The following is a 23,582-nucleotide window of genomic DNA, read 5'->3' as shown; positions in this document are numbered from 1 at the left end:
GTTAGGTATTGTTTCATGGATGCAAGCTGCCTCAGATATAGTATACAATAATAATTTGTCTGTTAGAAAGGGCATTCAAACAAAACGGCTTGAAATTCCTTTAAATACTTTAAATCAAATTCTAAAGCACAAAATCTAATTATGGAAAAAGTAAAAGCAACAGCAGAAGGAGCAATTCCTGTGAAAGCGAAAGAAGTAAAAGCATTCGGCACAGAAGCCGCCGAAGCAGCGCTGGAACAATTGAACATCCAAAGAAGGAACCCCACGCCACACGACGTAGAGATCGAGATACTCTACTGCGGGGTTTGCCACTCCGACCTTCACACGGCCAGAAACGAATGGCACAGCACCGTATACCCTTGCGTACCCGGCCACGAGATAGTGGGGAAGGTGACAAGAGTCGGCAGCCATGTAACTAAGTTCAGGGAGGGAGACTTGGCAGCGGTAGGTTGTATGGTGGATAGCTGCCAGGAATGCGATTATTGCCACGAAGGCCTGGAGCAGTATTGTCAGGAAGGCAATACCGGAACCTATAACTCGCCCGATGCACACTTGGGCACGCATACCCTCGGAGGCTACTCTGAAAGCATCGTGGTGAATGAAGGCTATGTGCTGCGGGTGCCCGACAACCTTGATTTGGCAGCTACTGCGCCACTCTTATGTGCCGGCATCACCACTTATTCGCCGCTGAAGAAATGGAACGTCGGCCCTGGGCAAACAGTAGGAGTTGTTGGCCTGGGTGGTCTGGGGCATATGGCGGTAAAGCTGGCCAAGGCCATGGGAGCAGAGGTAGTTGTGTTTACCACTTCCCCCTCCAAGGTGGAAGACGCCAAGCGCCTCGGTGCCGATGATGTGGTGCTGTCGAAAGAGGCAGACCAAATGGCTAAGTATGCCGGCAAGCTCCACTTTGTGCTGGACGCCGTTTCGGCACAGCACGACATCAATGCTTACCTGAACCTGTTACGGGTAGATGGCTCGCTGGTACTGGTAGGCGCCCCGGAAAATCCGCTTCCCGTTGCGGCATTCAGTCTTATCCCTTTCCGTAGAAGCTTCGCCGGTTCGATGATCGGCGGCATAGCGGAAACACAAGAGATGCTCGACTTCTGTGGCAAACACAACATTGTTTCGGATATTGAAATGATCGACATGCAGCAAATCAATGAAGCCTATGAACGCCTGCTGAAAGGGGATGTCAAATATCGGTTTGTGATTGACATGGCATCGCTGAGGAATAATGACACCAAACAGGCTCATCAGGAGAGCTGATTGGAGAATCGCGAGGCGGATCCATAGAAATGTTAAGGGTGTTTGTGAAAAGAATCGGTTAATGGCTCAGAATTGGCCGCGATTGATTTGATTGGGCAGGGCGTTAGGTGGTATTGCAAACACCTAACGCCACATATAGGAGAGTTGCGACGGACTAAGGCCCGGAAGCAGAGGCCGTGTTAACCGGTGATCCCTACACGAACGGGCTCTGTTTGTGTCGCTCGCTTTTCTGGTTGAGGGTGCAAATATAGTGGCGGGTGCTGTATGCAAGGCGTATGCAAGCGTGAACTCGGGAATTAAGCCAAAGTTCTGGCAGGATTAAATCTTTTGTTTTTGTGGTCGAGAAAGGTGTAGGCGGTCAGGCCGGAGAGGATGTGGACCAGGGCGTTGAGCGGGTTTCGGTGACGGGTGTGGTCGATGTCGCAAACGCTCATCAGAATATCATTGACGGCCTCTATACCTCCCCTCTTCATCAGGTTGAGCTTGTCTGAGAGCGTCAGGAGCATGTTTTTCATGTTCTTCCTTATTTTAGCCACCAGGTGCAGGCCCTTCTCCAGCAGTTCCCCGAGCAGGGAGGAGAGGTAGCCTCTGTCCCCGTAGCACTTGCCCTTCAGCCCCTCGAGCAGGCGCCCCAGCACCTGGTGGTTGTTGTCTGCCACGTTAGCCGGTGTGATGAGCAGGCGCGCCAGCTCTCCGTGCTGGTTTATGACCAGGTGCAGCTTGAGGCCGAAGAACCAGCCGGTGGAGCCTTTTCCCCTTGAGGCTATCCCCTCGAAGACCCTGTGGGAGTGAATGCGCAGGTTGTCGCAGACAGGGAGCTTCTTGGAGTCTATGTAGTAGTGGCCGGTGCGGGCGGAGAGGCTGCACCGGCACTGGGCCAGCAGAAAGGCGTGGAAGCAGGCCTGGCGGGCCAGCGAGAGGAACTGCGTGTAGGAGACGGCCCTGGGAAAGAAACTCCTCAGTTCTCCGAGTACCAGGCGCCGGTAGTAGTACTCGAAGCACTTGAAGCCCGAGAGGTGGTAGAGCACCAGGATGGTGAGCACCTCGCTCTCGGAGAGGGAGGGCTTCCTGCCGGCGGGGTGCTTTTCTAAGAGCCCTTTTGGCAGCGGATGGGAAGTGAAATAATCCTCAACCTCCTTACAGAAATCGTCAATGAAGCAGAACACTTCTACCACCCTGGCAGTATCTATGATAAAGTGCATAAGGCTAAGGGTTTAGGTGAAACATAAGGCAATATTTCTACCTGATCCTTAGCCTTTTTTGTTGCGCAAGTACTTGATTTAAAAATATTTAATTCCCGAGTTCACGTTATGCAAGAAAAAAGCGCTTGTTGCAACAGAGTGGCCTGAGCAGCAGCGGGAATTATATGTGCTCCTGCGCTGAAATTTACTTCTCGAAGGAGATCACGCTGTAGAGTTCTGGCTCCAGAAAAGGGCCTCCGGGGTAGCTGGCGGTATAATCGAAATTGATCCAGAGGTCGCCGCCCGTTTCATGGAAGTGAATTTTGCTTCCCGCCACCTCATCCGGGAACAGGGTGCGGATAGCAAAGCTGACTTTGTCCAGGTCTTCCACCGCGCCAACCTTCACCTCGGTATACATATGGTTCGGAGAAATGACCACCCGTGCCTCGCCGCCAATCGACATGACTGATGAGGCCATGAGGATGGCGTAGTCGTCGCAATCCCCTGCCAGGAGGTTCATGCTCTCAACGGGAGGGGAGTAATAGTCCATGCCCAGCGGGTCGTTCACGTATTTCCAGTTCAGCCGGATATGCTTGAACAGGGAAAAGTAGCGGGTCATTTTACCGAACTTCTGGTAGTACTCGTCGTGAAAGTAGCGGGTGGAGTTCTTGACACTGAAGTCGCGCACCCTCGGGTGTGTGGGCTGCATGGCACTTTTTACCCGCTGGGTCTGAAAATAAGTGCCCCGAACAGGTTTAAAGTAAGAAACCTTGTGCGGGTTGCTCGTCATGTTTACCAGCAGGGCGTTGTAATCATCATATATACCCTCAAAAGTCTGATCCTTGAAGGTGCTGTTATATATAAAAGTACCCAGTATTGCGAAAAACATGAGCATCACGAGTTTCCGGCTGAGTTTAGTGGCAACAATAGAGATAACGGCCGAGAACATGAGGCAGAGCAGGAAGTGCAGCTCATAATCCATGGAGTTGTAGGGCGGTATATAAAAGCTGAGCAATACAGCCATCGGGAACACGATGATGATTTGGATGAACCGCACCGCAAAGTTCACAAAGCGTGATATGTGTAAATTTTGCGACATAATTTTCTGATTTACCGGGCGTTTGATCTGGCTTTCTATAGACGGTAAGGGAAGCACCGGTATATAGCAGCCTGCTGTTATTATGACAACGCAAATTCCAGTCCTTTTTACTCCTTTGCGCACCCTTTTTTTGAATTTTTTTCAAAGGGCTGGTGTATGAGGGGCTTCCCGCCGGTTCTGCGGGAGGCAGCGGGGGAGCGGCGATGCAATTGCATGGCGTTAATGTGGAAGTGGCTGGGAGGGGAGGAGGTGCGGAGGCTCGGGAATATGATATGGCTTGCCGCTGCCTATAAAGGCTGTGAAAGTGACGGCAAAGCTATATGCACGGTTGCCTGCGCCAGAATTGCCCTCCAAATGGGGCGCATGTCCTGGCGCAGGCAATCGTTCATATAAGCCCTACTGATACTGGATATACAGCGGCTCTGGCTCCAGCGCGAGCACTTCCTCAGGTGTCATTAGGCGCCCCGGAGGCCGCTTTATATCGTTCTTGTAGAAAATCTTGAAGCCTGTGAATTGCACCGGCTCCTTCTGGATATAGCGGCGGTACGTGTCTCTTTTGAGGGTGGGGCCGCCCCAACCATCCATGTGCATGACAACCTGTACCTCCGGTCGCAGCTTTATATCCTCCGTGTTCGTGACCATGCCCTCCGTAAATCGGTGTACGATCAGTATTTTGGGGGGCAGGTTGTGTTCTTTTGTCAGGTCAGCCAGATACTGCGTGGCATAGTTGATGTCGGCGGCATCGTATGTGCCGATGCGCCGCCCCGGCACGCCGCCGTTTTTCATCGAGAACTCGGGATCAATGCCCAGGTGTACCTGCGGCAGTTTCAGATATTTCTCCAGTTCCGGCAGTTCCTCCTGCAGCGTGCTCTGCCCCACCTGTATGTCCAGAAACACGATGGCGTCGCGTTTTTCCGCTGTCTCCAGCACCCCGTCAATCATTTTGTCGGTCATGCGCAGCCTGTACTTTCCTCCGGCGCTGGGCTGGCCCTGGGCCGTCACCACAATTACGTGGAGGGCTGGCTGCACCGGCGTAAGCGAGTCGGCCTTCGCCCACTTTGCCACTTCTTCATCCAGTTTCTGCAGCATCTCCTCCGGAGGGAACTCTCCCAGAATGCCCATGCGCGTGGAGAGCGGGTTGCCGTAGTAGGCCAGTATGCGCTTGTGAGGCAGGATGGCGCCCGGCAGTGGCCTCGGCCCTGGAAAGGCATAGGCCGCAGTGTCCGGTTCGGGCACTGGGGTGGCGGCAGGTACAACTGGTGTTTCCGCCAAAACCGAGTCTGCTCCCGTGACAGCGGAATCCGGCTTTTCAGACAGGGCGGTCAGCGTTTCTTCATGCCCTGCGGCCTGGGCCCCTCCCTCCGGCTTCCTTTCCTCGGAGCAACCGCCCGCAAGCAGCACCGCGCACAAAAGGGCCGCAGAACGAGCGGCATACGTGAGGGGGCGAGGGTTTGGTGCTCTGAGAGGTGCTGGTTCCGGCGTAAGGGCAAGCGGGTTCTCCTTGCGGAGTATTCGGTGCAGTTTCATCAATCTAAGTATCGTATGGTAAATTGGTCTGAATATAGCCTATTCGGCGCAGGTGTGCTACTGGCTGCTGAATTACTTGGTGAAAAAGTCACGAATGGGTATAATGCCGCTTCAGCCATAGGCTCAGTCCCGTCAGCCCGGGAAACAGCACGCGCTCCGTTATGTTAGCCTGGTCCAGTTTGTCGCGCACTTCCCATTTCAGCGAAGCGGGGATGATGACCCTGAAATACAGTTCCGGGTGCTGCTGCAGCCAGACGCCCAGATCCGCCTTCACGCTCGACATCATGGAGAAAAGGGCATACTGGTGTACAATCCGCTGGTCCAGGGAGGGCGGCTCCAGGAAGAGCACGAAATCTCCTTCCTGAAAGCTCTGGAGTGCCTTAAAGGTGGGGGCCACCGGCTCCAGCACTTCTGCCGTAAATACATTTGAGCCCTCCTCCTCCAGCGCCTTCTTCAGGGGCACGGGCAGGTACTTACTCGTCTTGACGTAGTTGATGCAGATCACACTCGCGTCCTGGTCGTATTTGGACAGGTCGGCGGTGGCAAAGTGCAGCGCGACGTAGGGGGAGTAAGTCCAGTCGAGGAGGCGGGTGGGCAGGCCGTGGTGCTGCGCCACCGCCAGCCAGTTCCAGATGGAGTTGCCGGGCGGGATGGCGTCGTAATGGGCGTATTTCCGGAAGTTGCGCAGCAGGTGCGGCTCCAACTTGTCGTACCCGCTCCCGATGCGCATGATGCTGGTCTTCAGGTTAAAGTCATTGCTATAGGAGCCGCGGTACACATACGGCGATCGGAACCGGCCGATGTGTGGGTCCCAACTATGGCGAAACAACGCCTCCTGCAGCTCCAGCCATGTTTTCACGACAACGTCTTTTCCCGTTTCCATATATGAAGGGTGTAAGGTTAGAATCAGTAAATAATCTGGGGGCTGGATTTATCATACTGCTGCGCCCGCTGTATGTTTCAGGCCCGACTTGATATATGGCAAGTGGCAACATATATGACCCGTGGCAACAGGGCACGTGCAGGATCAGATGGAATTCATATATTCCCTGAGAACTCTTCGCGTGAGTTAATCGCGGCGGTGGTCTCCGTTTTTGCGTAGTCACCCGGTGCCCCCGTACGCCTTATAGGAGTAGCTATGATAAAAGAACAGATCATTCGCACAATGTGCCACCGGCGACCAGGCCTCAGTGGACGAGGTGCTGGCCTACCTCGATAGGCGCGACCTGGAGAAGCTGTAGCCCTAATTTCTACTTCAGGTGCCGGTGCTTGCGTCGCACAATTTCCTGCACCGGCACATTCTCAATCTTGCTCTCCAGCCACGAAATTATGTCGAGGTACAGGAAAGGGCGCTTCTCGTACGGGTCCGCCGATATTTTGAGGAGTTTCTCCTTCAGGCTGATGAAGGCGTCCTTCAGCTCGTGCGGCGCCACGTCCCCCAGGCTTCGCAGGAACCTGAATATCTCCACCTGCATCTGCTGCTGGTCGTTCATCTTGCCCAGAAAGCGGTACACCGACCGGATCTGGTACTCCAGCCCTTCGTCTTCCCCTGCCTCGTAATGGGCAATCAGGTTGAGGATGCGCGCGAAGCACTGCAGGTCCTCCCGCAGGCTGGTGTCTTTGTACTGGATGATCTTGTTGAGGTACTCAATGGCCTTGTAATTGTCGCCGCTGCCAAAGTACAGGCTCGCGATTTTATAGTAGAACGTGAGCATGCGGTGCGGGTCCAGGTGCGAGCGGTAGCGGTTCAGGTTCTCCAGCAGTTCGGGTATTATTTCCAGCCCCTCCGTAAAGCGCCCCTCCAGAAAGTAGCTGTTTATCCGGTTGGTATATATAAACAGGAACAGCAGCACCTCCGAGTTGGGGCTGGGGCGCCTGTGCTCATCCACGGCAAAGCGCTCCAGCTTGTGCAACACTTCCATAAATTTGCTGTAGTAGAGCATGTTGTAGAGCGCCAGCAGCAGGTTGTGCAGGCCCTTTATATATAAAGTGTCCTGTTTGTACTTCATGTCCGGGTACTGCTCAAACAAATCTACCCACTTCTGCGCATAGCGGTAGCAGGACTTAAAGTTCTGGTTGATGTAGTGGTACCACACGTGCGCCTGGCAGTAGTACAGCTTTTCGTAGAAGCCTGCCTGCCGCATGTCCACCTGCGGCAGATTCTCTTTGAAGAACTGCGTGGTGTGGATGTAGTCCTCCTCGTTGCGGGAGTGGCCCGTTTTTATATATAAGCCATACAGGCGCAGGGCAGCGTTGGAGAGCGCGTGAATCTGTGACACGTGCCGGGCGGTGTCGATGGCCTCGGCGGAGAGCGACTCGGCCCGGCCCTCGAGGCTGCGCGTGATGTACTGCGACTCGATCATCTTCTCGAAGTCCAGCGCCATCAGGGCGATGTGCGGCATCTGGCCGTGCAAAGCACTTACCTTCACCTTCTCCAGCATCTTCAGGCTCTGCTGGTAAAAGCCTTTGTTGTAAAGCACCCGCGCATAATCCAGCTGCTCGTGCAACTGGATGTCGGGGTTTTGGCCGGAGTGGTAGAGGCGCAGGCTGGAGAGCAGCTGCTTGTAGAGATTGGCCTTCATGTTGGCCAGCTGCGTCTTCTTCACGGCGGGTGCATTTTCCAGCACCTTCTCGTCATCATAAACCGCCTGCCCGTCCATGGCGTCGAACAGCTGCAGAAACTTGAGCCCCTCCGTGGAGCCCTGCCGCTTGGCAAACAGCCGGAAATGCCGTTTTTCAGTTTTGGTCAGTGACTTAACCAGTTGAAAAACAGGATCGGTGTTTTCGTTAGACATTGTATAGGATTATTGTGTAAATTCCTGTGGCACAAGGAACTATAAACGTGCCTGATGCGATTGGAAATAACAGGCTATTCCAAAAATAGTTTTTGTTGCATCGGCTTTTAGGTTTACTTGCGTGCTAAGTACTGAATTAATTTCTGTAATCAAGATCAAATTAACTATGTCGGCTCAAAAAATACAAATCTTTGACACCACCCTGCGGGATGGCGAGCAAGTGCCCGGTTGCAAACTCAACATGGATGAGAAACTGGTAATTGCACGGCAACTCGAGCTACTGGGAGTGGATGTGATAGAGGCAGGTTTTCCTGTGTCGAGCCCCGGAGATTTTGAAGCAGTGAAGGCCATTGCCGCCCAGGTGAAGGAAATCACCGTGTGCGGCCTTTCCCGGGCTGTGGAGGAGGATATACGCGTGGCCGCCCAGGCGCTGGCCGCCGCCCGCCGCCCCCGCATCCACACCGGCATCGGCACTTCCGAGTCGCATATAAACTTTAAGCTGCGCAGCACGCAGGAGAAGGTGCTGGAACGGGCCGTGGCCGCGGTAACGCTGGCCAAGAGCTTCGTGGAGGATGTGGAGTTTTATGCCGAGGACGCCGGCCGGACCGGGAACGAGTTCCTGGCGCGGGTGTGCGAGGCGGTCATCAAAGCGGGCGCCACCGTGCTGAACATCCCCGACACCACCGGCTACTGCCTGCCCGAAGAATACGGCGCGAAGATAAAGTACCTCTACGAAAATGTGAAGGGCGTTGACAAAGTGCGCCTCTCCACCCACTGCCACAACGATCTGGGACTGGCCACGGCCAACTCTATTTCAGGCGTGGTAAACGGGGCGCGCCAGATAGAGTGCACCATCAACGGGGTAGGGGAGCGTGCCGGGAACACAGCCCTGGAAGAGGTTGTGATGATCCTGCGCCAGCACCCGTACCTCAACCTCGACACGAACGTGAACACGAAGCTGTTGGCAGAAACCTCCGCCATGGTGTCGCACATGATGCGCATGCCGGTGCAGCCAAACAAGGCCATTGTCGGGGCCAATGCGTTCTCGCATTCCAGCGGCATTCACCAGGACGGCGTCATCAAGCACCGCGAGACATATGAGATCATCGATCCGCGTGATGTGGGCGTGCCGGATTCTTCTATCGTGCTCACTGCCCGCTCCGGGCGTGCCGCGCTGGCCTACCGCCTGCAGAAAATCGGGTATAATTTTGATAAGAACACACTGGACAAGGCTTACGCCTCTTTCCTGCAGGTAGCAGACCGCACCAAAGAAGTAGTGGACACAGATTTGCATAACTTAGTAGAACAAGAGAACCTGGTTGCTGCCAACTGACATGAAGAAAACATTATTCGACAAGATATGGGATGCGCATGTGGTCCGCTCTATTCCGGGCGGACTGGATGTTTTTTATATAGACAAACACCTGATACACGAGGTGACCAGCCCGCAGGCCTTCGATGAGATAGCGGCGCGGAACCTGCCTCTGTACAGGAAGAACCAGATTGTGGCCACTGCCGACCACAACGTGCCAACTATCAACCAGCACCTCCCCATACAGGAGCCGCTCTCGCGGATGCAGGTGGATAAACTGACCGAGAACTGCGCCAAGCACGGCGTAGAACTGTTTGGACTTGGCCACGAAAACCAAGGAATTGTGCATGTGATCGGGCCGGAGCTGGGCATCACGCAGCCGGGCATGACGATTGTGTGCGGCGACAGCCATACCTCCACGCACGGCGCTTTCGGAGCCATCGCCTTCGGCATCGGTACCAGCCAGGTGGCGCAGGTCATGGCATCACAGTGCCTCCTGCTAAGCAGGCCAAAGAAAATGCGCATCACTGTGGATGGTGACCTGGGACGCGGCGTATCCGCCAAAGACCTGATTTTATATATCATCTCGAAGCTGGGCACGGGTGGCGCCACCGGGTACTTTGTGGAGTATGCCGGCAGTGCCGTACGCTCCCTGAGCATGGAAGGCCGCATGACGGTGTGCAACATGAGCATTGAGATGGGCGCGCGCGGCGGTATGATTGCCCCCGACGAGACGACGTTTGAATACGTGAAGGGCCGGGAGCACGCGCCGAAAGTCGAGCGCTGGGAGCAGGCGCTCGCCTACTGGAAAACGCTGTATACGGAAGATGGCGCTTCGTTCGACAAAGAGTATTTCTTTGATGCAGCCGATATCTCCCCGATGATCACCTACGGCACCAACCCGGGCATGGGCATTGCCATCAATTCCGCTATTCCGGTGGATGTGCCAACGGGTGAGGCCGCCAGCTTCGACAAATCGCTGCAATATATGGGCTTTCAGCCGGGCGAGTCGCTGATTGGCAAAGAAGTGAATTACGTGTTCATCGGCAGCTGCACCAACTCCCGCATCGAAGACCTGCGGGTAGTGGCCGAGTTTGTAAAAGGCCGCCATAAGGCAGACCATGTGGAGGCGATCATTGTGCCGGGCTCCAAGCACGTAGAGATGCAGGCAAAGGCCGAAGGCATCGACAAACTGCTGGCGGAGGCGGGCTTTACGCTGCGCGAGCCGGGTTGCAGTGCCTGCCTGGCCATGAACGAAGACAAAATTCCGGCGGGCGCCTACTGCGTCTCCACCTCTAACCGCAACTTTGAGGGCCGCCAGGGCCCCGGTTCCCGCACCTTGCTGGCCAGCCCATTGGTAGCTGCCATCACCGCCGTGGAAGGAAAGATTGTCGACATCACCAAATACCTGAATTAATGGAAAAGTTCGAGATAATTGAGTCGGGCGCCGTTCCGTTGCCGATAGAAAACATAGACACAGACCAGATCATCCCGGCCCGCTTTTTAAAGGCCACCTCCCGCGAAGGGTTCGGCGAGAACCTGTTCCGCGACTGGCGCTACGACAGCAACGGGAATCCCAAGCAGGGTTTTGCGCTGAACAACCCGCGTTACAGCGGTCAGATACTTATCGCTGGCAAAAACTTTGGCTGCGGTTCCAGCCGCGAGCATGCGGCCTGGGCCATATATGACGCCGGGTTCCGGGTGGTGATCTCCAGCTACTTCGCCGACATCTTCCGGGGCAACGCCCTCAACAACGGCCTGCTTCCGCTGCAGGTGTCGGACGAGATGCTGCAGCGCTTGCTGGAGCAGGTGGAGCGGGAGCCGCAGACGCAATTTGTGGTGGACCTGCTGAAGCAGGAGCTATATGTCCCGGCCTGGGAGGAGCGGGTTTCCTTTGACATCGATCCCTATAAAAAAGAGTGCCTGATTAACGGCTACGACGACATTGATTTTTTAGTGAGCCAGAAAGAGGCCATAGAAGCATACGAAAGCACAAGAGCATGGGCGTATTAAATAAGAAGATTGCCGTGTTGCCGGGCGACGGCATCGGCCCCGAGGTCTGCAACGAGGCCATCAGGGTGCTGGAGGCGGTGGCCGAAAGGTTCGGGCACAAGTTTGAGTTTGAGAAGCACCTGATGGGCGCCTGCGCCATCGACGCCACAGGCGACCCGCTGCCGGATGAGACGCTGAAGGCCTGCCTGGAGGCGGACGCCATCCTGTTGGGTGCGATCGGCGACCCCAAATACGACAACGACCCTTCGGCCAAGGTGCGCCCGGAACAGGGACTGCTGCGCCTGCGCAAGTCGCTGGGGCTCTTTGCCAACATACGCCCCGTCACGGCCTATGAGGTGCTGCTGGAGCACTCGCCCCTGAAAAACGACCGCATCGCCGGGGCTGACATGCTCATCTTCCGGGAACTGACCGGCGGCGTGTACTTCGGCGAGAAAGGCCGCACCTCGGACAGCGCCTACGACAACTGCACTTACAGCCGCGAGGAGATTGAGCGCATTGCGCAACTAGCCTTCCAGGCGGCGGCGACAAGACGGAAGAAACTGACACTGGTGGACAAAGCCAACGTGCTGGAGACTTCCCGCCTATGGCGCGAAGTAGTGCAGGGCATCGCCACAGGATATGCCGACGTTGCCGTGGATTATCTGTTTGTTGACAATGCCGCCATGCAGCTTATCCTGAACCCAAAACAGTTCGACGTGATTCTGACAGAGAACATGTTCGGGGATATCCTGTCGGATGAGGCTTCCGTGATTGCCGGTTCGCTTGGCCTGCTGCCGTCAGCCTCCGTTGGCAGCCTGGTGTCGCTGTTCGAGCCGATACACGGCTCTTACCCGCAGGCCAAGGGCAAAGGCATTGCCAACCCGATAGCGGCCATCCTGTCTGCGGCTATGCTGCTGGAGCACTTCGGGTTGCAGCAAGAGGCAGATCTGGTGAAAGAGGCGGTGCATTTTGCACTCGAAAAGAAAGTGCTGACGCCGGAGCTAAACGCAGCCTCTCCTTATACCACAGAACAGGTGGGCACTTTCATCTCCTACTGCGTGCTGGACGGAGCAGAGACCGGCCCCTACAAGTACAACATGGAGGTAGGCCTCAGCACGATTATATAAGTGTGCAGTTCCTCAGTTGCACCATTTCATATATAGCATCTTAGGTTATATATCATCCTTGTGTATTGTTGTAAGAGGAGAATGCAGTGTAATTAGCAGCTATAAAATTTCGCTTCCGGCGTATAAATACGTACCTTTGTTCAGAATTCATGCTAAATCTAACAGTCATCCGCCATATTATCCTTATTCCCGTGATAGACTCATGGGGAGTGGAGATGGCTTGCTGATTTTTGTACGAACAGAGCAAGTGCTACAGGCAGCCATCTCTTACCGGGGATGGCTGTTTTTTTTTTGTTGCAGCAGGCAGGCAGGGAGAGCTATATATAGGCGGGTAGGTTTCACCCTAAAAATATTTAACAGGTGTAAATGCAGGCACTTTTTTTCTTTAGACAATGTATGGTTTAAATATATAATGTATTGGTAAGCAGTTGTTTAAAAACTTTTTCTTAGCTTTTAGAAATAGTACGCATTTGAAAGACACGTTTTAGCTGCAGCAGCAGAATGGTGAACTTTAGGACAGTGAAAAAAACAGAACAGTATATATAAAACATAATTGGTGATGGTGCCGCTGATGGAATATGCCTTTGACGGGCAATTTTTCAGCTGCCGTCCCTCATCCGAAACAAAAAACAAACCCCATGGCCTTAAACAAATACAGCCGCATTTACACACAAGACGACAGCCTGCCAGCATCGCAGGCCATGCTGATCGGATCCGGATTGTCAGAAGAAGATTTGCGCAAGCCTTTTGTCGGTGTCTGCTCGACGGGTTTTGAGGGCAACACCTGCAACATGCACCTCGACGGCCTGGCTGACGAAGTAAAGAAGGGGGTGAACCAGTTGGGAATGGTGGGATTACGCTTTAACACCATCGGGGTGAGCGACGGTATCACCAACGGCACCGAGGGCATGCGCTATTCGCTGGTTTCAAGGGAGGTGATCGCCGACTCCATCGAGACGATAACAGGAGCACATAACTACGATGCGCTGGCCTGCGTGGTGGGCTGCGACAAGAACATGCCGGGCTCGCTTATCGCCATGGCCCGCCTCAACAGGCCTTCGCTGATGGTATATGGCGGCACAATCAAATCAGGAAACTTTAAGGGAGAGAAACTGAATATTGTATCCTGCTTTGAGGCATATGGCAAGAAGTTGAACAACAACATCACCGAGGAGGATTACCGTGGCATCATCCGCAATGCCTGCCCCGGGCCGGGTGCCTGTGGCGGCATGTACACCGCCAATACCATGGCCTCCGCGGCGGAAGCGCTCGGCATGTCCATCCCCTATACTTCCTCAACGCCGGCCGTGAGCCAGGAGAAAATGGAAGAGTGCCTCCACACAGGTCACTACCTGCTGAACCTGCTGGAGAAAGACATCAAGCCCCGCGACATTCTGGTGCGCGAGGCCTTCGAAAACGCCATGGTGGTGATTACGGTGCTGGGCGGTTCCACGAACGCTGTGATTCACCTGATTGCCATCGCCTCTGCGGCGGGGATCAACCTGACGCTGGAGGATTTCCAGGCGGTGAGCGACCGTACGCCGGTGCTCGCCGACCTGAAGCCAAGCGGCAAGTACCTGATGGAGGACCTTTGCTCGCTGGGCGGTGTGCCGGCCGTGATGAAAACGCTCCTGAACGAAGGCCTCATCAACGGCGACCTGCTGACCGTGACAGGCAAGACCATCGCCGAGAACCTGGCGGATGTGAAGCCGCTGGGTGAGGAGCAGGACCTGCTGCGTCCGCTCTCCAACCCTATCAAAGCCGACGGCCATATACAGATACTGTATGGCAACCTGGCAACCAGGGGGGGCGTGGCGAAGATTACAGGCAAGGAAGGACTAAAGTTTGAAGGCCCGGCGGTGGTGTTCGACTCAGAAGAAGAACTGAACGAAGGCCTGAAAGCAAGCAAAGTGAAAGCTGGCGATGTCGTCGTCATCCGTTACGTCGGCCCGAAAGGCGGACCGGGCATGCCGGAGATGCTCAAGCCAACCTCTGCCATCATGGGGGCTGGTCTGGGCGACAAGGTGGCCCTGATTACGGACGGCCGCTTTTCCGGCGGTACGCACGGCTTTGTGATTGGCCATGTGTGCCCCGAGGCCTTTGAGGGCGGCAATATCGCGCTGGTTGAAGACGGGGATATCATCACGCTTGACGCCGCTTCCAACACGGTACACCTGCACGTGGACGACGCCCTGTTGGCGCTGCGCCGCGACAAGTGGGTGGCTCCGGAGGCAAGGGTGAAAAGAGGCGTGCTGCAGAAGTATATCAGGACGGTGAGCGACGCAAGTAACGGATGTATAACAGATTTAGAAGAGGCTTATGTTAACGCAAGAGAAACAAACTCCAGAATTGCTTGAGGAAAAGAAGACAATAACGGGGAGTGAGGCGGTTATACGCGGTCTGCTGAAGGAAGGGGTGGACACTGTTTTCGGTTATCCGGGCGGTGCCATCATGCCTATATATGATGCGCTGTACGATTACTGCGACAAAATAAACCACGTGCTGGTGCGGCACGAGCAGGGCGGCATCCATGCCGGGCAGGGCTATGCCCGCGCCTCCGGCAAAGTGGGGGTGGTGTTCGCCACCAGCGGCCCCGGTGCCACTAACCTTATTACAGGCCTCGCAGATGCCATGATCGACAGCACGCCGTTGGTGTGCATCACGGGGCAGGTGTTCGCGCATCTGCTGGGAACCGATGCTTTCCAGGAGGCGGACGTCATCAGCATCTCGGCCCCTGTTACTAAATGGAACTACCAGGTGACAGACGCAAGCGAGATACCGGCGGCCCTCGCCAAGGCGTTCTATATAGCTAAAAGCGGCAGGCCCGGCCCCGTGCTGATCGACATCACCAAAAATGCGCAGTTGCAGCAGTTTACGTGCGGGGAGCATGTGCCGTGCGACCATATCCGCAGCTACCGCCCAAAGCCAATCATCCGGAAGGAGTATATACAGGAGGCGGCAGCCCTCATCAACCAGGCGAAGAAGCCGTTTGTGCTGTGGGGCCAGGGCGTAATTTTAGGGGCTGCTGAGCAGGAGTTCAGGCAGTTTATCGAAAAGAGCGGCATTCCGGCAGCCTGGACCATCATGGGAGCAGGCGCTTTGCCAAGCGACCACCCGCTGAACGTGGGGATGCTGGGCATGCACGGCAACTACGGCCCTAACGTGCTCACCAACGACTGTGATGTGCTGATTGCCATCGGCATGCGCTTCGACGACCGCGTAACAGGGCGCCTCGACAAGTATGCGAAGCAGGCGCAGGTGGTCCACCTGGACATTGACCCCTCCGAGATAGACAAGAACGTGAAGGCCACTGTGCCGGTATGGGGCGACTGCAAAGAGACGCTGCCGCTTCTCACGGAGCTGATAGAGGCGAAAAGCCATCCGGAATGGCTGCAGAAATTCAGGGAGTATGAGGCGCAGGAAGTAGAGCAGGTGATTCAGGATGAGCTGTTCCCGGCCTCCGGCGAAATGACGATGGGGGAGGTGATGCAGCAACTGAACGAACTGACCAACGGCGATGCCATCATTGTAAGCGACGTGGGCCAGAACCAGATGGTGGCCTGCCGCTACGCCAAACTCAACCACACGCGCAGCAACATCACCAGCGGCGGCCTGGGCACCATGGGCTTTGCCCTGCCTGCCGCCATCGGGGCCAAGTTCGGCGCGCCCGACAGAACGGTGGTGACCTTCGTAGGCGACGGCGGTATCCAGATGACGATCCAGGAATTGGGCACCATCATGCAGAGCGACGTGGACGTGAAAATCATCATCGTCAACAACCAGTTCCTGGGCATGGTGCGGCAGTGGCAGCAGCTCTTTCATGAGCGGCGCTACTCTTTCGTGGACATCACCAGCCCCGACTATATAAAAGTGGCTGAAGGCTATGGCATTGCCGGTAAAAAAATCACCGAGCGGGAAAACCTCAGAAGCGGTCTGCAGGAAATGCTGACCCACAAAGGCGCCTACCTGCTGGAGGTGATGGTGACCAAGGAGAACAACGTGTTCCCGATGGTGCCCCAGGGGTGCAGCGTAAGCGAAATCAGATTGAAATAAGGAGGTAAAGGCATGACGAACCAAAATCATATAGACAGGCAGGAGTTCAACATCACGGTATATACCGAGCACCAGGTGGGGCTGCTGAACCGGATTGCCACCATCTTCTCGCGCAGGAAGATGAACATCGAAAGCCTGAACACTTCTCCGTCTGAGATTGAGGGCATCCACCGCTTCAATATCGTGATCCACGAGACGGAAGACGTTGTCCGCAAGCTCACCAGGCAGATAGAGAAGCAGGTAGAGGTGCTGAAAGTGTATTACCACACCAACGAGGATGTGATCTGGCAGGAGATGGCGCTCTACAAAGTGCCAACCGACGTGATTGCGGAGAAGGCGCTGGTGGAGCGGCTGCTGCGCGAGAACGGCGCCCGCGCCGTGGTCATCCGCAAAGACTACACGGTATTCGAAACGACCGGCCACCGCGAGGAAACCGACAACCTGATAAAGGTGCTGCAGCCTTACGGGTTGATTGAGTTTGTGCGCAGCGCCCGTATCGCCATCATCAAAGGCAGCGAAGGCTTCAACAGGAAGCTGCGCGAGTTTGAGCGTGCCGAGCCCGGCAGCGAATCAGTTGAAAACGAGTACCTCAACAGCCGGGAAAAAATCTTCTCGATGTAAGGCATATATAGAGAAAGACAGAGGACGAAAAGCATTCAATAATAATTTAACGCTTTCCTTTGTCAGGATTTCTATCGTAAAAAAAATTATAAACAAGTAAACTAAAACCAGCTAAAACAAAATGGCAACTATCAATTTTGGAGGAGTAGACGAAACAGTAGTTACACGCGAAGAATTCCCGCTTTCGAAGGCACAGGAAGTGCTGAAAGACGAAGTGATTGCAGTGATTGGTTACGGTGTGCAAGGCCCCGGACAGGCACTGAACATGAAAGACAACGGGTTTAACGTAATTGTTGGGCAGCGTAAAGATTCTCCTTCCTGGGAAAAAGCTTTGGAAGACGGCTGGGTAGAGGGCGAGACCCTTTTCTCTATAGAGGAAGCCGCAGAGCGTGGCACCATCATCTGCAACCTGCTTTCCGATGCCGGTCAGATAGCGCTTTGGCCGGTGATCAAAGAAAGACTGAAGCCAGGCAAAACACTGTATTTCTCACACGGCTTCGGCATTACGTTTAAAGAGCAGACCAACATTGTGCCACCTGCCGATGTGGATGTGATACTGGTTGCGCCAAAGGGCAGCGGTACCAGCCTGCGCCGTTTGTTTGTGAGCGGCGGCGGCCTCAACTCTTCTTTCGCGGTGTTCCAGGATGCTACAGGCAAGGCCTATGAGAAAGCCGTTGCCATGGGCATCGGCGTAGGTTCCGGCTACCTTTTCGAGACTGATTTCAAGAAAGAAGTATATAGCGACCTGACAGGGGAGCGCGGCGTGCTGATGGGCGCTTTGGCGGGCATCATCGAGGCCCAGTACCAAGTGCTGCGCGAGCGTGGACACTCTCCGTCTGAGGCCTTCAACGAAACCGTGGAAGAGCTGACGCAGAGCCTGGTGCCGCTGGTAGGCGAAAACGGCATGGACTGGATGTACGCCAACTGCTCCGTAACAGCCCAGCGTGGCGCTTTGGATTGGAAAGGCAAGTTCAGAGAGGCTACCCTGCCTGTTATGAATGAGTTGTATGAAAGCGTGGCGTCCGGCAAGGAAGCAGCCCGCACCATCCAGCGCGGTTCCACGCCGGGTTACAGAAAAGAGCTGGAGGCAGAACTGAAAGAACTGCGCGAGTCAGAGTTATGGCAAACGGGAGCAACTGTTAGAAAACTGCGCTCCCGATCAAAGTAAATACTAATGAATAAGGATATAGTCGCTTCAGACAACGTAGTTTCCCTGGAGAATGTAGAGAAGGCCGCCAAGAATCTGAAAGGAGTCATCAACAAGACGCCTTTGCTGCAGAACCACTGGCTGTCGCAATTGTACGAGGCCCAGGTGTACCTGAAGCGGGAGGATTTGCAGGTGGTGCGCTCTTACAAGATCAGGGGCGCTTACAACAAAATGAGCACACTGCCGAAGCAGGCGGAACGGGAGATTGTATGCTCCAGCGCCGGCAACCATGCCCAGGGCGTGGCTTACGCGTGTCAGTTGCTCGGCCTGAAGGGCTATATCTTTATGCCAGCCAACACACCCGCCCAAAAGGTAAACAAGGTGCGTGGCTTCGGGAAGGAGATGGTGGAGGTGGTGCTGACAGGGGCCACCTACGACGATACCTTTAAGGCGGCCAAGGAATTTTCCGACAGCCGTGGCAGCACCTTCATACCGCCCTTCGATGACATTGCCATTGTGGAAGGGCAGGCCACCGTGGGGCTGGAGATTCTCAAAGCCGCCACATTCCCGATAGATTACCTGTTCATGCCAATTGGCGGCGGCGGGCTGGCCGCTGGTGTTTCCAGCGTGTTTAAGCAGCTCAGCCCTGCCACAAAGCTGATAGGCGTGCAGCCGCAGGGGGCACCGTCGATGTACAACTCGCTGAAGGCCCAGCAGCGCCTGGCGCTGGACACCATCGACAGCTTTGTGGACGGCGCAGCCGTGAAATGCCCCGGCGAGCTGACTTTTGAGATATGCCGTGAACTGCTGGACGATGTGGTGCTGGTGCCGGAGGGGCAGATATGCGTCGACATCCTGAAGATGTACAACGAGGAGGGCGTGGTGCTGGAACCTGCCGGTACGCTGTCTATATCTGTGCTGAAGTATTACACCGACCAGATCAAAGGCAAAAACGTGGTCTGCATCATCAGCGGCAGCAACAACGACATCACCCGCATGGAGGACATCAAGGAGCGGGCGATGCAGCACCAGGGGCTGAAGCATTACTTCATGATCACCTTCAACCAGAAGCCCGGCGCCCTCCGTACTTTCGTGAACAAGGTGCTGCACCCGGACGATGACATCATCCACTTCCAGTACATCAAGAAAAACAACAAGGAGAAAGGTCCGGTTTTTATTGGCGTGGAGGTAAAGCACGCGCAGGACGTGGAGGATATAAAACACAGGATGACCGAAGAGGGCTTTGGCTACGAATACCTGAACGGGAAGCAGGACTTCCTGAACATGTTCCTGTAATAGTTAGTTGTTCATATACAAGCAGCCGCCCTTTCTTCTGGAAGGGCGGCTCTTTTTATTATAGGTATGAAGACTAAATTGTATGGAGACTAAATTAGTTTGACTTTTTTGTTGTCATCCTGAAAATGGTACATCCCGCACTTGATCCGGGGGATCTTGGTTGGGAGCGGTAACTGCGCTCCATCAATGCTATTGAACCCAGGGCATATATAACGCGAGCGTCCTCGCTCGTGTCTGCTATCCTAGGGCCCCGGCCTGCGTTCATATATATGTTACACCCATATATAGGCTGTTGTAATATATAGGTTGAATTCATATATAGTTCGAGTTCATATACAGGCTGCATATATAGCTTGGGTAGTGCCTAAGCTGCTATATATACTCCACAACATAAACACAGCCCATCAAAACAAACCAAGTTGCCTGCCGCCGCGCTGGCAGAAGTGGCTGTAGTCATAGGGCCTGGTGCTGCGGCCTCCCATATATTTCTGCCTGCTCATCCGGAACAGCCTGCCGATGGCCTCCGCAAATTTTCCCTCCCCCGCATGCGGGTGCCAAAGCGGCTGTCGTTCATCTGACCGCCGTGGCAGTCGGCTATCTGCTTCAAAACCTTTTCCGCCCTGTCCGGGAAGGTCTGCCTGATCCAGTCTTCGAAGATGGGGCCCACGCTGCCGTTAAGGCGCACGATGGTGTAGGCGGCATTGCAGGCGCCAGCTTCTGCCGCCTGCTTCAATATGGCCGGAATCTCGGAGTCGTTGAGGCCGGGAATGATGGGGGCCACCATCACATTTACCGGCAGCCCGGCGGTGCTGAGTTGCCGCACCACCTCCAGGCGCTTGGCCGCCGAGGCCGTGCGCGGCTCCAGCTTCTGGCGCAACTTCTCATCCAGGGTAGTGATGCTGATGTTCACATGCACAAGGCCAAGTTTGTTCAGCTCCGCCAGAAGGTCCAGGTCGCGGAGGATGAGCGCGTTCTTGGTGATGATGCTGACGGGGTGGCGGTACTGCAGCAGCACTTCCAATATCTGGCGCGTCAGTTTTTTCTTTGCCTCAATCGGCTGATAGCAGTCGGTGTTGCCGGCCAGCATAATGGGCATCACCTGCCAGTTTTTGCTCTCCAGTTGCCGCGCCAGCGTCTGTGGGGCGTCCTCCTTCACAATAATCTTCCGCTCAAAGTCGAGCCCCGCGCCATAACCCCAATATTGGTGGGTGTTGCGGGCATAGCAGTAAACGCAGCCGTGCTCGCAGCCCTGGTACGGGTTCAGAGAATAGCCTATCCCCAGGTCGGGGCTCTCCACCTTGTTCACCACCGTCTTCGGTCGCTCCGTCAGGAACTCGGTGTGCGTATTGGAGAGCATCGGTTCATCCAGCCCCTCCACGTGCGCCGCGACGTACTCCTGCTTTCGGTACGGGTTGGCTGGCTTGTACTGCGCCCCTCGGCCTTTCAAATAGTTTGCTGCTTTCATCTTCAGTTTTACTGATGCTAATATAATTAGTTTGCTAATATATTTGGTGTATATAAAAATGTTTTTTGAAAAAATCCTCTAGAAGGAACAGTGACAGGCTCTCTCAGGGAAAGGAGGACCTGGCCTTGGCGGTAAACCTGCGCCAGCGAAGGCAACAGCAGAAAAAGTGGCAGGCAGCTATCCTGGAAGATATCCTCATCCATGGAGCCGATGGCAGCTGTAGCAACATAAGGCCCGCCACACCGTAATCCTATGCAACAGGGCTATTGCCTGCAAAAGAGCTATCGCAGCCGCTATAAGTACTAAAACTATAAACTATGAAACAGGAATCCGGAGCCACTTTGCCCATCTGGGAGAAAAATATCACCTTGCCAAGCACCTCGCAACTGCAGGAGAACCTGACCTGCGATGTGTGCGTGGTGGGTGCAGGCATTTCAGGCCTGACCACGGCCTACCTGCTGGCGAAGGAGGGGAAACGTGTGGTTGTGCTGGAGTCGAAGAGCATCGGCGGCGGCGAAACCAGTCGTACCACGGCCCACCTCTCCAACGCCCTCGACGAGCGGTATTATAACCTGGTAAAGCAATTCGGTAAAGACGGAGCCCGGCTGGCTGCCCAGAGCCACGGCAAAGCCATCGATAAGATAGAGGAAATTGCCAAAGACGCCAACATCGACTGCGATTTTGCCCGTGTGGACGGTTACCTGGTGGCCACCACCCCAGAGGAGGAGCAACTGCTGCTACAGGAACTGGAGGCCCTGCAGCAAATAGGCTGGCACGACGTGGTGCTGCGGAAGCAGTGCCCGGCCCCGTACCTAACCGCCTTGCCCTGCCTGCACTACCCTAACCAAGGGCGCATCCACGCTATGAAATATATGGCAGGACTGGCGGGCGCCATACTCGATAAGGGCGGAAGGATTTTTACAAGTACACACGTGGTTAGTTTTGAAACTGGTCCGGTAACAACGGTAGTAACGGAGGGAGGACACGCTGTTTCGGCAAACCACCTGGTGGTGGCCACCAACACACCCGTGAATGACAAGGTGACCATGCACACCAAACTGGAAGCGTACCGCACGTACGCCATCGGGGTGCGGGTGCCCAAGAACGCTGTGCCAGACGCCCTGTACTGGGACATGAAGGACCCTTACCATTATATCCGGCTGCAGCGCAGCACCGGTGCCGATATGGATTATGACGTGCTGATTGTGGGCGGCGGGGACCACAAGACGGGGCAGGACCACCACCTGATCAAGCACTTTCAGGAACTGGAGCGCTGGACGCGCCTGAATTTCCCGGAGTCGCAGGAAGTGGAGTACCGCTGGTCGGGGCAGGTGTTCGAGCCGGTGGACGGCCTGGCCTATATAGGCCGCAACCCCGGTGATGCGGACAATGTCTATATCATTACCGGCGACTCAGGCCACGGCACCACCCACGGCACGATCGGGGGCATGCTCATCACCGACCTGATCATGGGCCGCCAGAACCCGTGGGCCAGCCTGTATGACCCCGGCCGCAGCCCCATGAAAGCGGCAGGCGAATACCTGAAGCACAACCTGAATGTGGCGGCGCAGCTGAAGGAATACGTGACGGGCGGCGAGGTAGACGATCCGTCGCAGGTATTGCCGGGCACCGGCCGCATCCTGCGCGACGGGATGGCGAAGGTGGCCGTGTACTGCGATCAGGACGGCGTGCGGCATAAATTCTCCGCCGTCTGTACGCATATGGGCTGCATCGTCACCTGGAACGATGTGGAAAGCTCCTGGGATTGCCCCTGCCACGGCTCCCGTTTCGACCCGCTCGGCAAAGTAATCACCGGGCCCGCCACCTCTGATTTAGATAAAGTAGATGAAAGTCCTGGCATGAATAGCCCGAAGGGCATGCCGTAGCGACACAAAATTTTGTGTCGCTATAAGGTTGAGGATCATCGGGTCCATATAGCCCTGTATGTAAAAGCGGAAGCCATCGCCGTAGATCAGGGCGATGGCTTCCGCTTTTATATATGGCTTCTTCGCCTCCGGCTGCTTGGTGCGCATGGCATTTATATGGCGCGAGAATCCTCGTAATAATGTTTCCGGAACGGAGTGGACAGTTAATGCTTACTGGTAGGCTTCCAGCTGCTTCAGCCGCTGCGCAATGTCTGCGGCCCATGCGCGCTCTCTTGCCGCGTTCAGTCCGTGTTTGCAGTCGTCGTCAAAGGCGCTCTGCTCGGCCTTCCAATGCGCGAATGCGTTGGTTACGGTTACGCTGAGCTTGTCCTTCAGATCAGCGCAGCCCAGCGCCTCCAGCTCACGGCGCAGCAGGCGGGCATGCACCTCCGTCAGGTCGAAGTGCAGCTGCTCGTGCTTCAGCAATTTCTCCGATTCAACGTTTTTCGTCCATGACTGGCTAGGCAGGAACACGCAGCTCACTTGGTAAGAAAAACCGTTCTGCTGGCACTGCGCGTTTACGGCCAGGTTGGCCGCCGTCAGGGCGTGGTGAGGGTTCTCGGCATCCGGGTCTGCCTTAAAATCCTCCCAGGACAGGCGCCGGTCCGGCGACCAGCGCACCTGCTCAGTATATACTTTCTCTTCAGGGGCGGCGATCATTTCCTTTTTTGCAGCGGCAGCGTCCGGAAAGAGGAGGGGAAGCAATATTCTTGCCCACAACGACAGGAATACGGTAAAGGTGTACATTCTTCTCGGCTAAAAGTTAAAAATACAAT

20 protein-coding genes are annotated in these 23,582 nt (G+C 55.2%); 12 read left to right on the top strand and 8 right to left on the bottom strand.

Features of this window, described 5'->3' with window-relative positions:
- Positions 1-180 precede the first annotated feature (180 nt).
- On the top strand, positions 181-1,266 hold the full coding sequence (locus tag GSQ62_RS02805) for an NAD(P)-dependent alcohol dehydrogenase (protein WP_161888098.1): 1,086 nt from the start codon (positions 181-183) through the stop codon (positions 1,264-1,266).
- A 296-nt stretch (positions 1,267-1,562) separates the two neighbouring features.
- Here the strand turns inward: GSQ62_RS02805 and GSQ62_RS02800 are convergent, their stop codons facing one another.
- The 5 genes from GSQ62_RS02800 to GSQ62_RS02780 form a co-directional block, all read right to left on the bottom strand.
- A complete protein-coding gene (locus GSQ62_RS02800) occupies positions 1,563-2,468 on the bottom strand; it encodes an IS982 family transposase (RefSeq protein ID WP_161887865.1) in 906 nt (301 codons plus the stop codon).
- 184 nt (positions 2,469-2,652) lie between these two features.
- On the bottom strand, positions 2,653-3,546 hold the full coding sequence (locus tag GSQ62_RS02795; RefSeq protein ID WP_161888097.1) for a transglutaminase domain-containing protein: 894 nt from the start codon (positions 3,544-3,546) through the stop codon (positions 2,653-2,655).
- A gap of 396 nt (positions 3,547-3,942) precedes the next feature.
- Entirely contained in the window at positions 3,943-5,073 is a 1,131-nt protein-coding gene (locus GSQ62_RS02790; protein WP_237586931.1) for a hypothetical protein, read from the bottom strand.
- An 88-nt stretch (positions 5,074-5,161) separates the two neighbouring features.
- Positions 5,162-5,956 (bottom strand): FRG domain-containing protein, encoded by a 795-nt coding sequence (locus GSQ62_RS02785; protein WP_161888096.1) that lies wholly within the window; start codon positions 5,954-5,956, stop codon positions 5,162-5,164.
- 367 nt (positions 5,957-6,323) lie between these two features.
- Entirely contained in the window at positions 6,324-7,868 is a 1,545-nt protein-coding gene (locus tag GSQ62_RS02780) for a hypothetical protein (protein WP_161888095.1), read from the bottom strand.
- Between the two features lie 166 nt (positions 7,869-8,034).
- Here GSQ62_RS02780 and GSQ62_RS02775 point away from each other — a divergent pair, with 166 nt between their 5' ends.
- The 9 genes from GSQ62_RS02775 to ilvA all read left to right on the top strand — a co-directional run bounded on the left by GSQ62_RS02775 (position 8,035) and on the right by ilvA (position 19,416).
- Positions 8,035-9,201 (top strand): 2-isopropylmalate synthase, encoded by a 1,167-nt coding sequence (locus GSQ62_RS02775; protein ID WP_161888094.1) that lies wholly within the window; start codon positions 8,035-8,037, stop codon positions 9,199-9,201.
- A gap of 1 nt (position 9,202) precedes the next feature.
- On the top strand, positions 9,203-10,597 hold the full coding sequence (gene leuC / locus GSQ62_RS02770; RefSeq protein ID WP_161888093.1) for a 3-isopropylmalate dehydratase large subunit: 1,395 nt from the start codon (positions 9,203-9,205) through the stop codon (positions 10,595-10,597).
- Positions 10,597-11,193 carry a 3-isopropylmalate dehydratase small subunit gene (leuD, locus tag GSQ62_RS02765; protein WP_161888092.1) on the top strand — a complete coding sequence of 199 codons (597 nt, stop codon included), beginning with the start codon at positions 10,597-10,599 and terminating at the stop codon, positions 11,191-11,193. Before leuC ends, leuD begins: the two co-directional genes overlap by 1 nt.
- Positions 11,181-12,299: a 3-isopropylmalate dehydrogenase gene (gene leuB, locus GSQ62_RS02760; protein WP_161888091.1), complete on the top strand. Its 1,119-nt coding sequence runs from the start codon at positions 11,181-11,183 to the stop codon at positions 12,297-12,299. The genes leuD and leuB overlap by 13 nt, the downstream gene beginning before the upstream one ends.
- Before the next feature lie 638 nt (positions 12,300-12,937).
- Positions 12,938-14,656 carry a dihydroxy-acid dehydratase gene (gene ilvD, locus GSQ62_RS02755; protein WP_161888090.1) on the top strand — a complete coding sequence of 573 codons (1,719 nt, stop codon included), beginning with the start codon at positions 12,938-12,940 and terminating at the stop codon, positions 14,654-14,656.
- On the top strand, positions 14,619-16,352 hold the full coding sequence (ilvB, locus tag GSQ62_RS02750) for a biosynthetic-type acetolactate synthase large subunit (RefSeq protein ID WP_161888089.1): 1,734 nt from the start codon (positions 14,619-14,621) through the stop codon (positions 16,350-16,352). The genes ilvD and ilvB overlap by 38 nt, the downstream gene beginning before the upstream one ends.
- A 12-nt stretch (positions 16,353-16,364) precedes the next feature.
- Positions 16,365-16,973: an acetolactate synthase small subunit gene (gene ilvN, locus GSQ62_RS02745; protein ID WP_161888088.1), complete on the top strand. Its 609-nt coding sequence runs from the start codon at positions 16,365-16,367 to the stop codon at positions 16,971-16,973.
- A gap of 121 nt (positions 16,974-17,094) precedes the next feature.
- Positions 17,095-18,141, top strand: coding sequence for a ketol-acid reductoisomerase (gene ilvC / locus GSQ62_RS02740; protein WP_161888087.1), 1,047 nt, complete (start codon positions 17,095-17,097; stop codon positions 18,139-18,141).
- Between the two features lie 6 nt (positions 18,142-18,147).
- A complete protein-coding gene (gene ilvA / locus GSQ62_RS02735) occupies positions 18,148-19,416 on the top strand; it encodes a threonine ammonia-lyase IlvA (protein WP_161888086.1) in 1,269 nt (422 codons plus the stop codon).
- 496 nt (positions 19,417-19,912) lie between these two features.
- Here ilvA and GSQ62_RS02730 read toward each other — a convergent pair whose 3' ends face one another.
- Positions 19,913-20,881: a PA0069 family radical SAM protein gene (locus GSQ62_RS02730; RefSeq protein ID WP_237586929.1), complete on the bottom strand. Its 969-nt coding sequence runs from the start codon at positions 20,879-20,881 to the stop codon at positions 19,913-19,915.
- Between the two features lie 65 nt (positions 20,882-20,946).
- Between GSQ62_RS02730 and GSQ62_RS02725 the strand changes: the two genes are divergently transcribed.
- The gene (locus GSQ62_RS02725) at positions 20,947-21,129 is read left to right on the top strand and encodes a hypothetical protein (RefSeq protein WP_161888085.1); all 183 of its coding nucleotides are present in this window, start codon (positions 20,947-20,949) and stop codon (positions 21,127-21,129) included.
- 69 nt (positions 21,130-21,198) lie between these two features.
- Complete coding sequence (locus GSQ62_RS02720; protein ID WP_161888084.1) at positions 21,199-22,767, top strand: FAD-dependent oxidoreductase; 1,569 nt, start codon at positions 21,199-21,201, stop codon at positions 22,765-22,767.
- On the opposite strand, the gene GSQ62_RS02715 is transcribed toward GSQ62_RS02720, so the two are convergent.
- Positions 22,714-22,914: a hypothetical protein gene (locus GSQ62_RS02715; RefSeq protein ID WP_161888083.1), complete on the bottom strand. Its 201-nt coding sequence runs from the start codon at positions 22,912-22,914 to the stop codon at positions 22,714-22,716. The two genes, GSQ62_RS02720 and GSQ62_RS02715, sit on opposite strands and share 54 nt — an antisense overlap.
- Positions 22,915-22,977: 63 nt before the next feature.
- Positions 22,978-23,553 (bottom strand): DUF922 domain-containing protein, encoded by a 576-nt coding sequence (locus tag GSQ62_RS02710; protein WP_161888082.1) that lies wholly within the window; start codon positions 23,551-23,553, stop codon positions 22,978-22,980.
- Between the last annotated feature and the right edge of the window lie 29 nt (positions 23,554-23,582).

Origin of the sequence: Pontibacter russatus, from assembly GCF_009931655.1 — a bacterium.
GTDB lineage: Bacteria > Bacteroidota > Bacteroidia > Cytophagales > Hymenobacteraceae > Pontibacter > Pontibacter russatus.
This window is presented reverse-complemented; position numbering and strand designations above follow the sequence as displayed.

Bases quoted from the DNA above. Each gene is read 5' to 3' on its own strand.
- GSQ62_RS02800 (WP_161887865.1), bottom strand. From the start codon at position 2,468: ATGCACTTTATCATAGATACTGCCAGGGTGGTAGAAGTGTTCTGCTTC.
- GSQ62_RS02795 (WP_161888097.1), bottom strand. From the start codon at position 3,546: ATGTCGCAAAATTTACACATATCACGCTTTGTGAACTTTGCGGTGCGG.
- GSQ62_RS02790 (WP_237586931.1), bottom strand. From the start codon at position 5,073: ATGAAACTGCACCGAATACTCCGCAAGGAGAACCCGCTTGCCCTTACG.
- GSQ62_RS02785 (WP_161888096.1), bottom strand. From the start codon at position 5,956: ATGGAAACGGGAAAAGACGTTGTCGTGAAAACATGGCTGGAGCTGCAG.
- GSQ62_RS02780 (WP_161888095.1), bottom strand. From the start codon at position 7,868: ATGTCTAACGAAAACACCGATCCTGTTTTTCAACTGGTTAAGTCACTG.
- GSQ62_RS02775 (WP_161888094.1), top strand. From the start codon at position 8,035: ATGTCGGCTCAAAAAATACAAATCTTTGACACCACCCTGCGGGATGGC.
- leuC (WP_161888093.1), top strand. From the start codon at position 9,203: ATGAAGAAAACATTATTCGACAAGATATGGGATGCGCATGTGGTCCGC.
- leuD (WP_161888092.1), top strand. From the start codon at position 10,597: ATGGAAAAGTTCGAGATAATTGAGTCGGGCGCCGTTCCGTTGCCGATA.
- leuB (WP_161888091.1), top strand. From the start codon at position 11,181: ATGGGCGTATTAAATAAGAAGATTGCCGTGTTGCCGGGCGACGGCATC.
- ilvD (WP_161888090.1), top strand. From the start codon at position 12,938: ATGGCCTTAAACAAATACAGCCGCATTTACACACAAGACGACAGCCTG.
- ilvB (WP_161888089.1), top strand. From the start codon at position 14,619: ATGTTAACGCAAGAGAAACAAACTCCAGAATTGCTTGAGGAAAAGAAG.
- ilvN (WP_161888088.1), top strand. From the start codon at position 16,365: ATGACGAACCAAAATCATATAGACAGGCAGGAGTTCAACATCACGGTA.
- ilvC (WP_161888087.1), top strand. From the start codon at position 17,095: ATGGCAACTATCAATTTTGGAGGAGTAGACGAAACAGTAGTTACACGC.
- ilvA (WP_161888086.1), top strand. From the start codon at position 18,148: ATGAATAAGGATATAGTCGCTTCAGACAACGTAGTTTCCCTGGAGAAT.
- GSQ62_RS02730 (WP_237586929.1), bottom strand. From the start codon at position 20,881: ATGAAAGCAGCAAACTATTTGAAAGGCCGAGGGGCGCAGTACAAGCCA.
- GSQ62_RS02720 (WP_161888084.1), top strand. From the start codon at position 21,199: ATGAAACAGGAATCCGGAGCCACTTTGCCCATCTGGGAGAAAAATATC.
- GSQ62_RS02715 (WP_161888083.1), bottom strand. From the start codon at position 22,914: ATGCGCACCAAGCAGCCGGAGGCGAAGAAGCCATATATAAAAGCGGAA.
- GSQ62_RS02710 (WP_161888082.1), bottom strand. From the start codon at position 23,553: ATGTACACCTTTACCGTATTCCTGTCGTTGTGGGCAAGAATATTGCTT.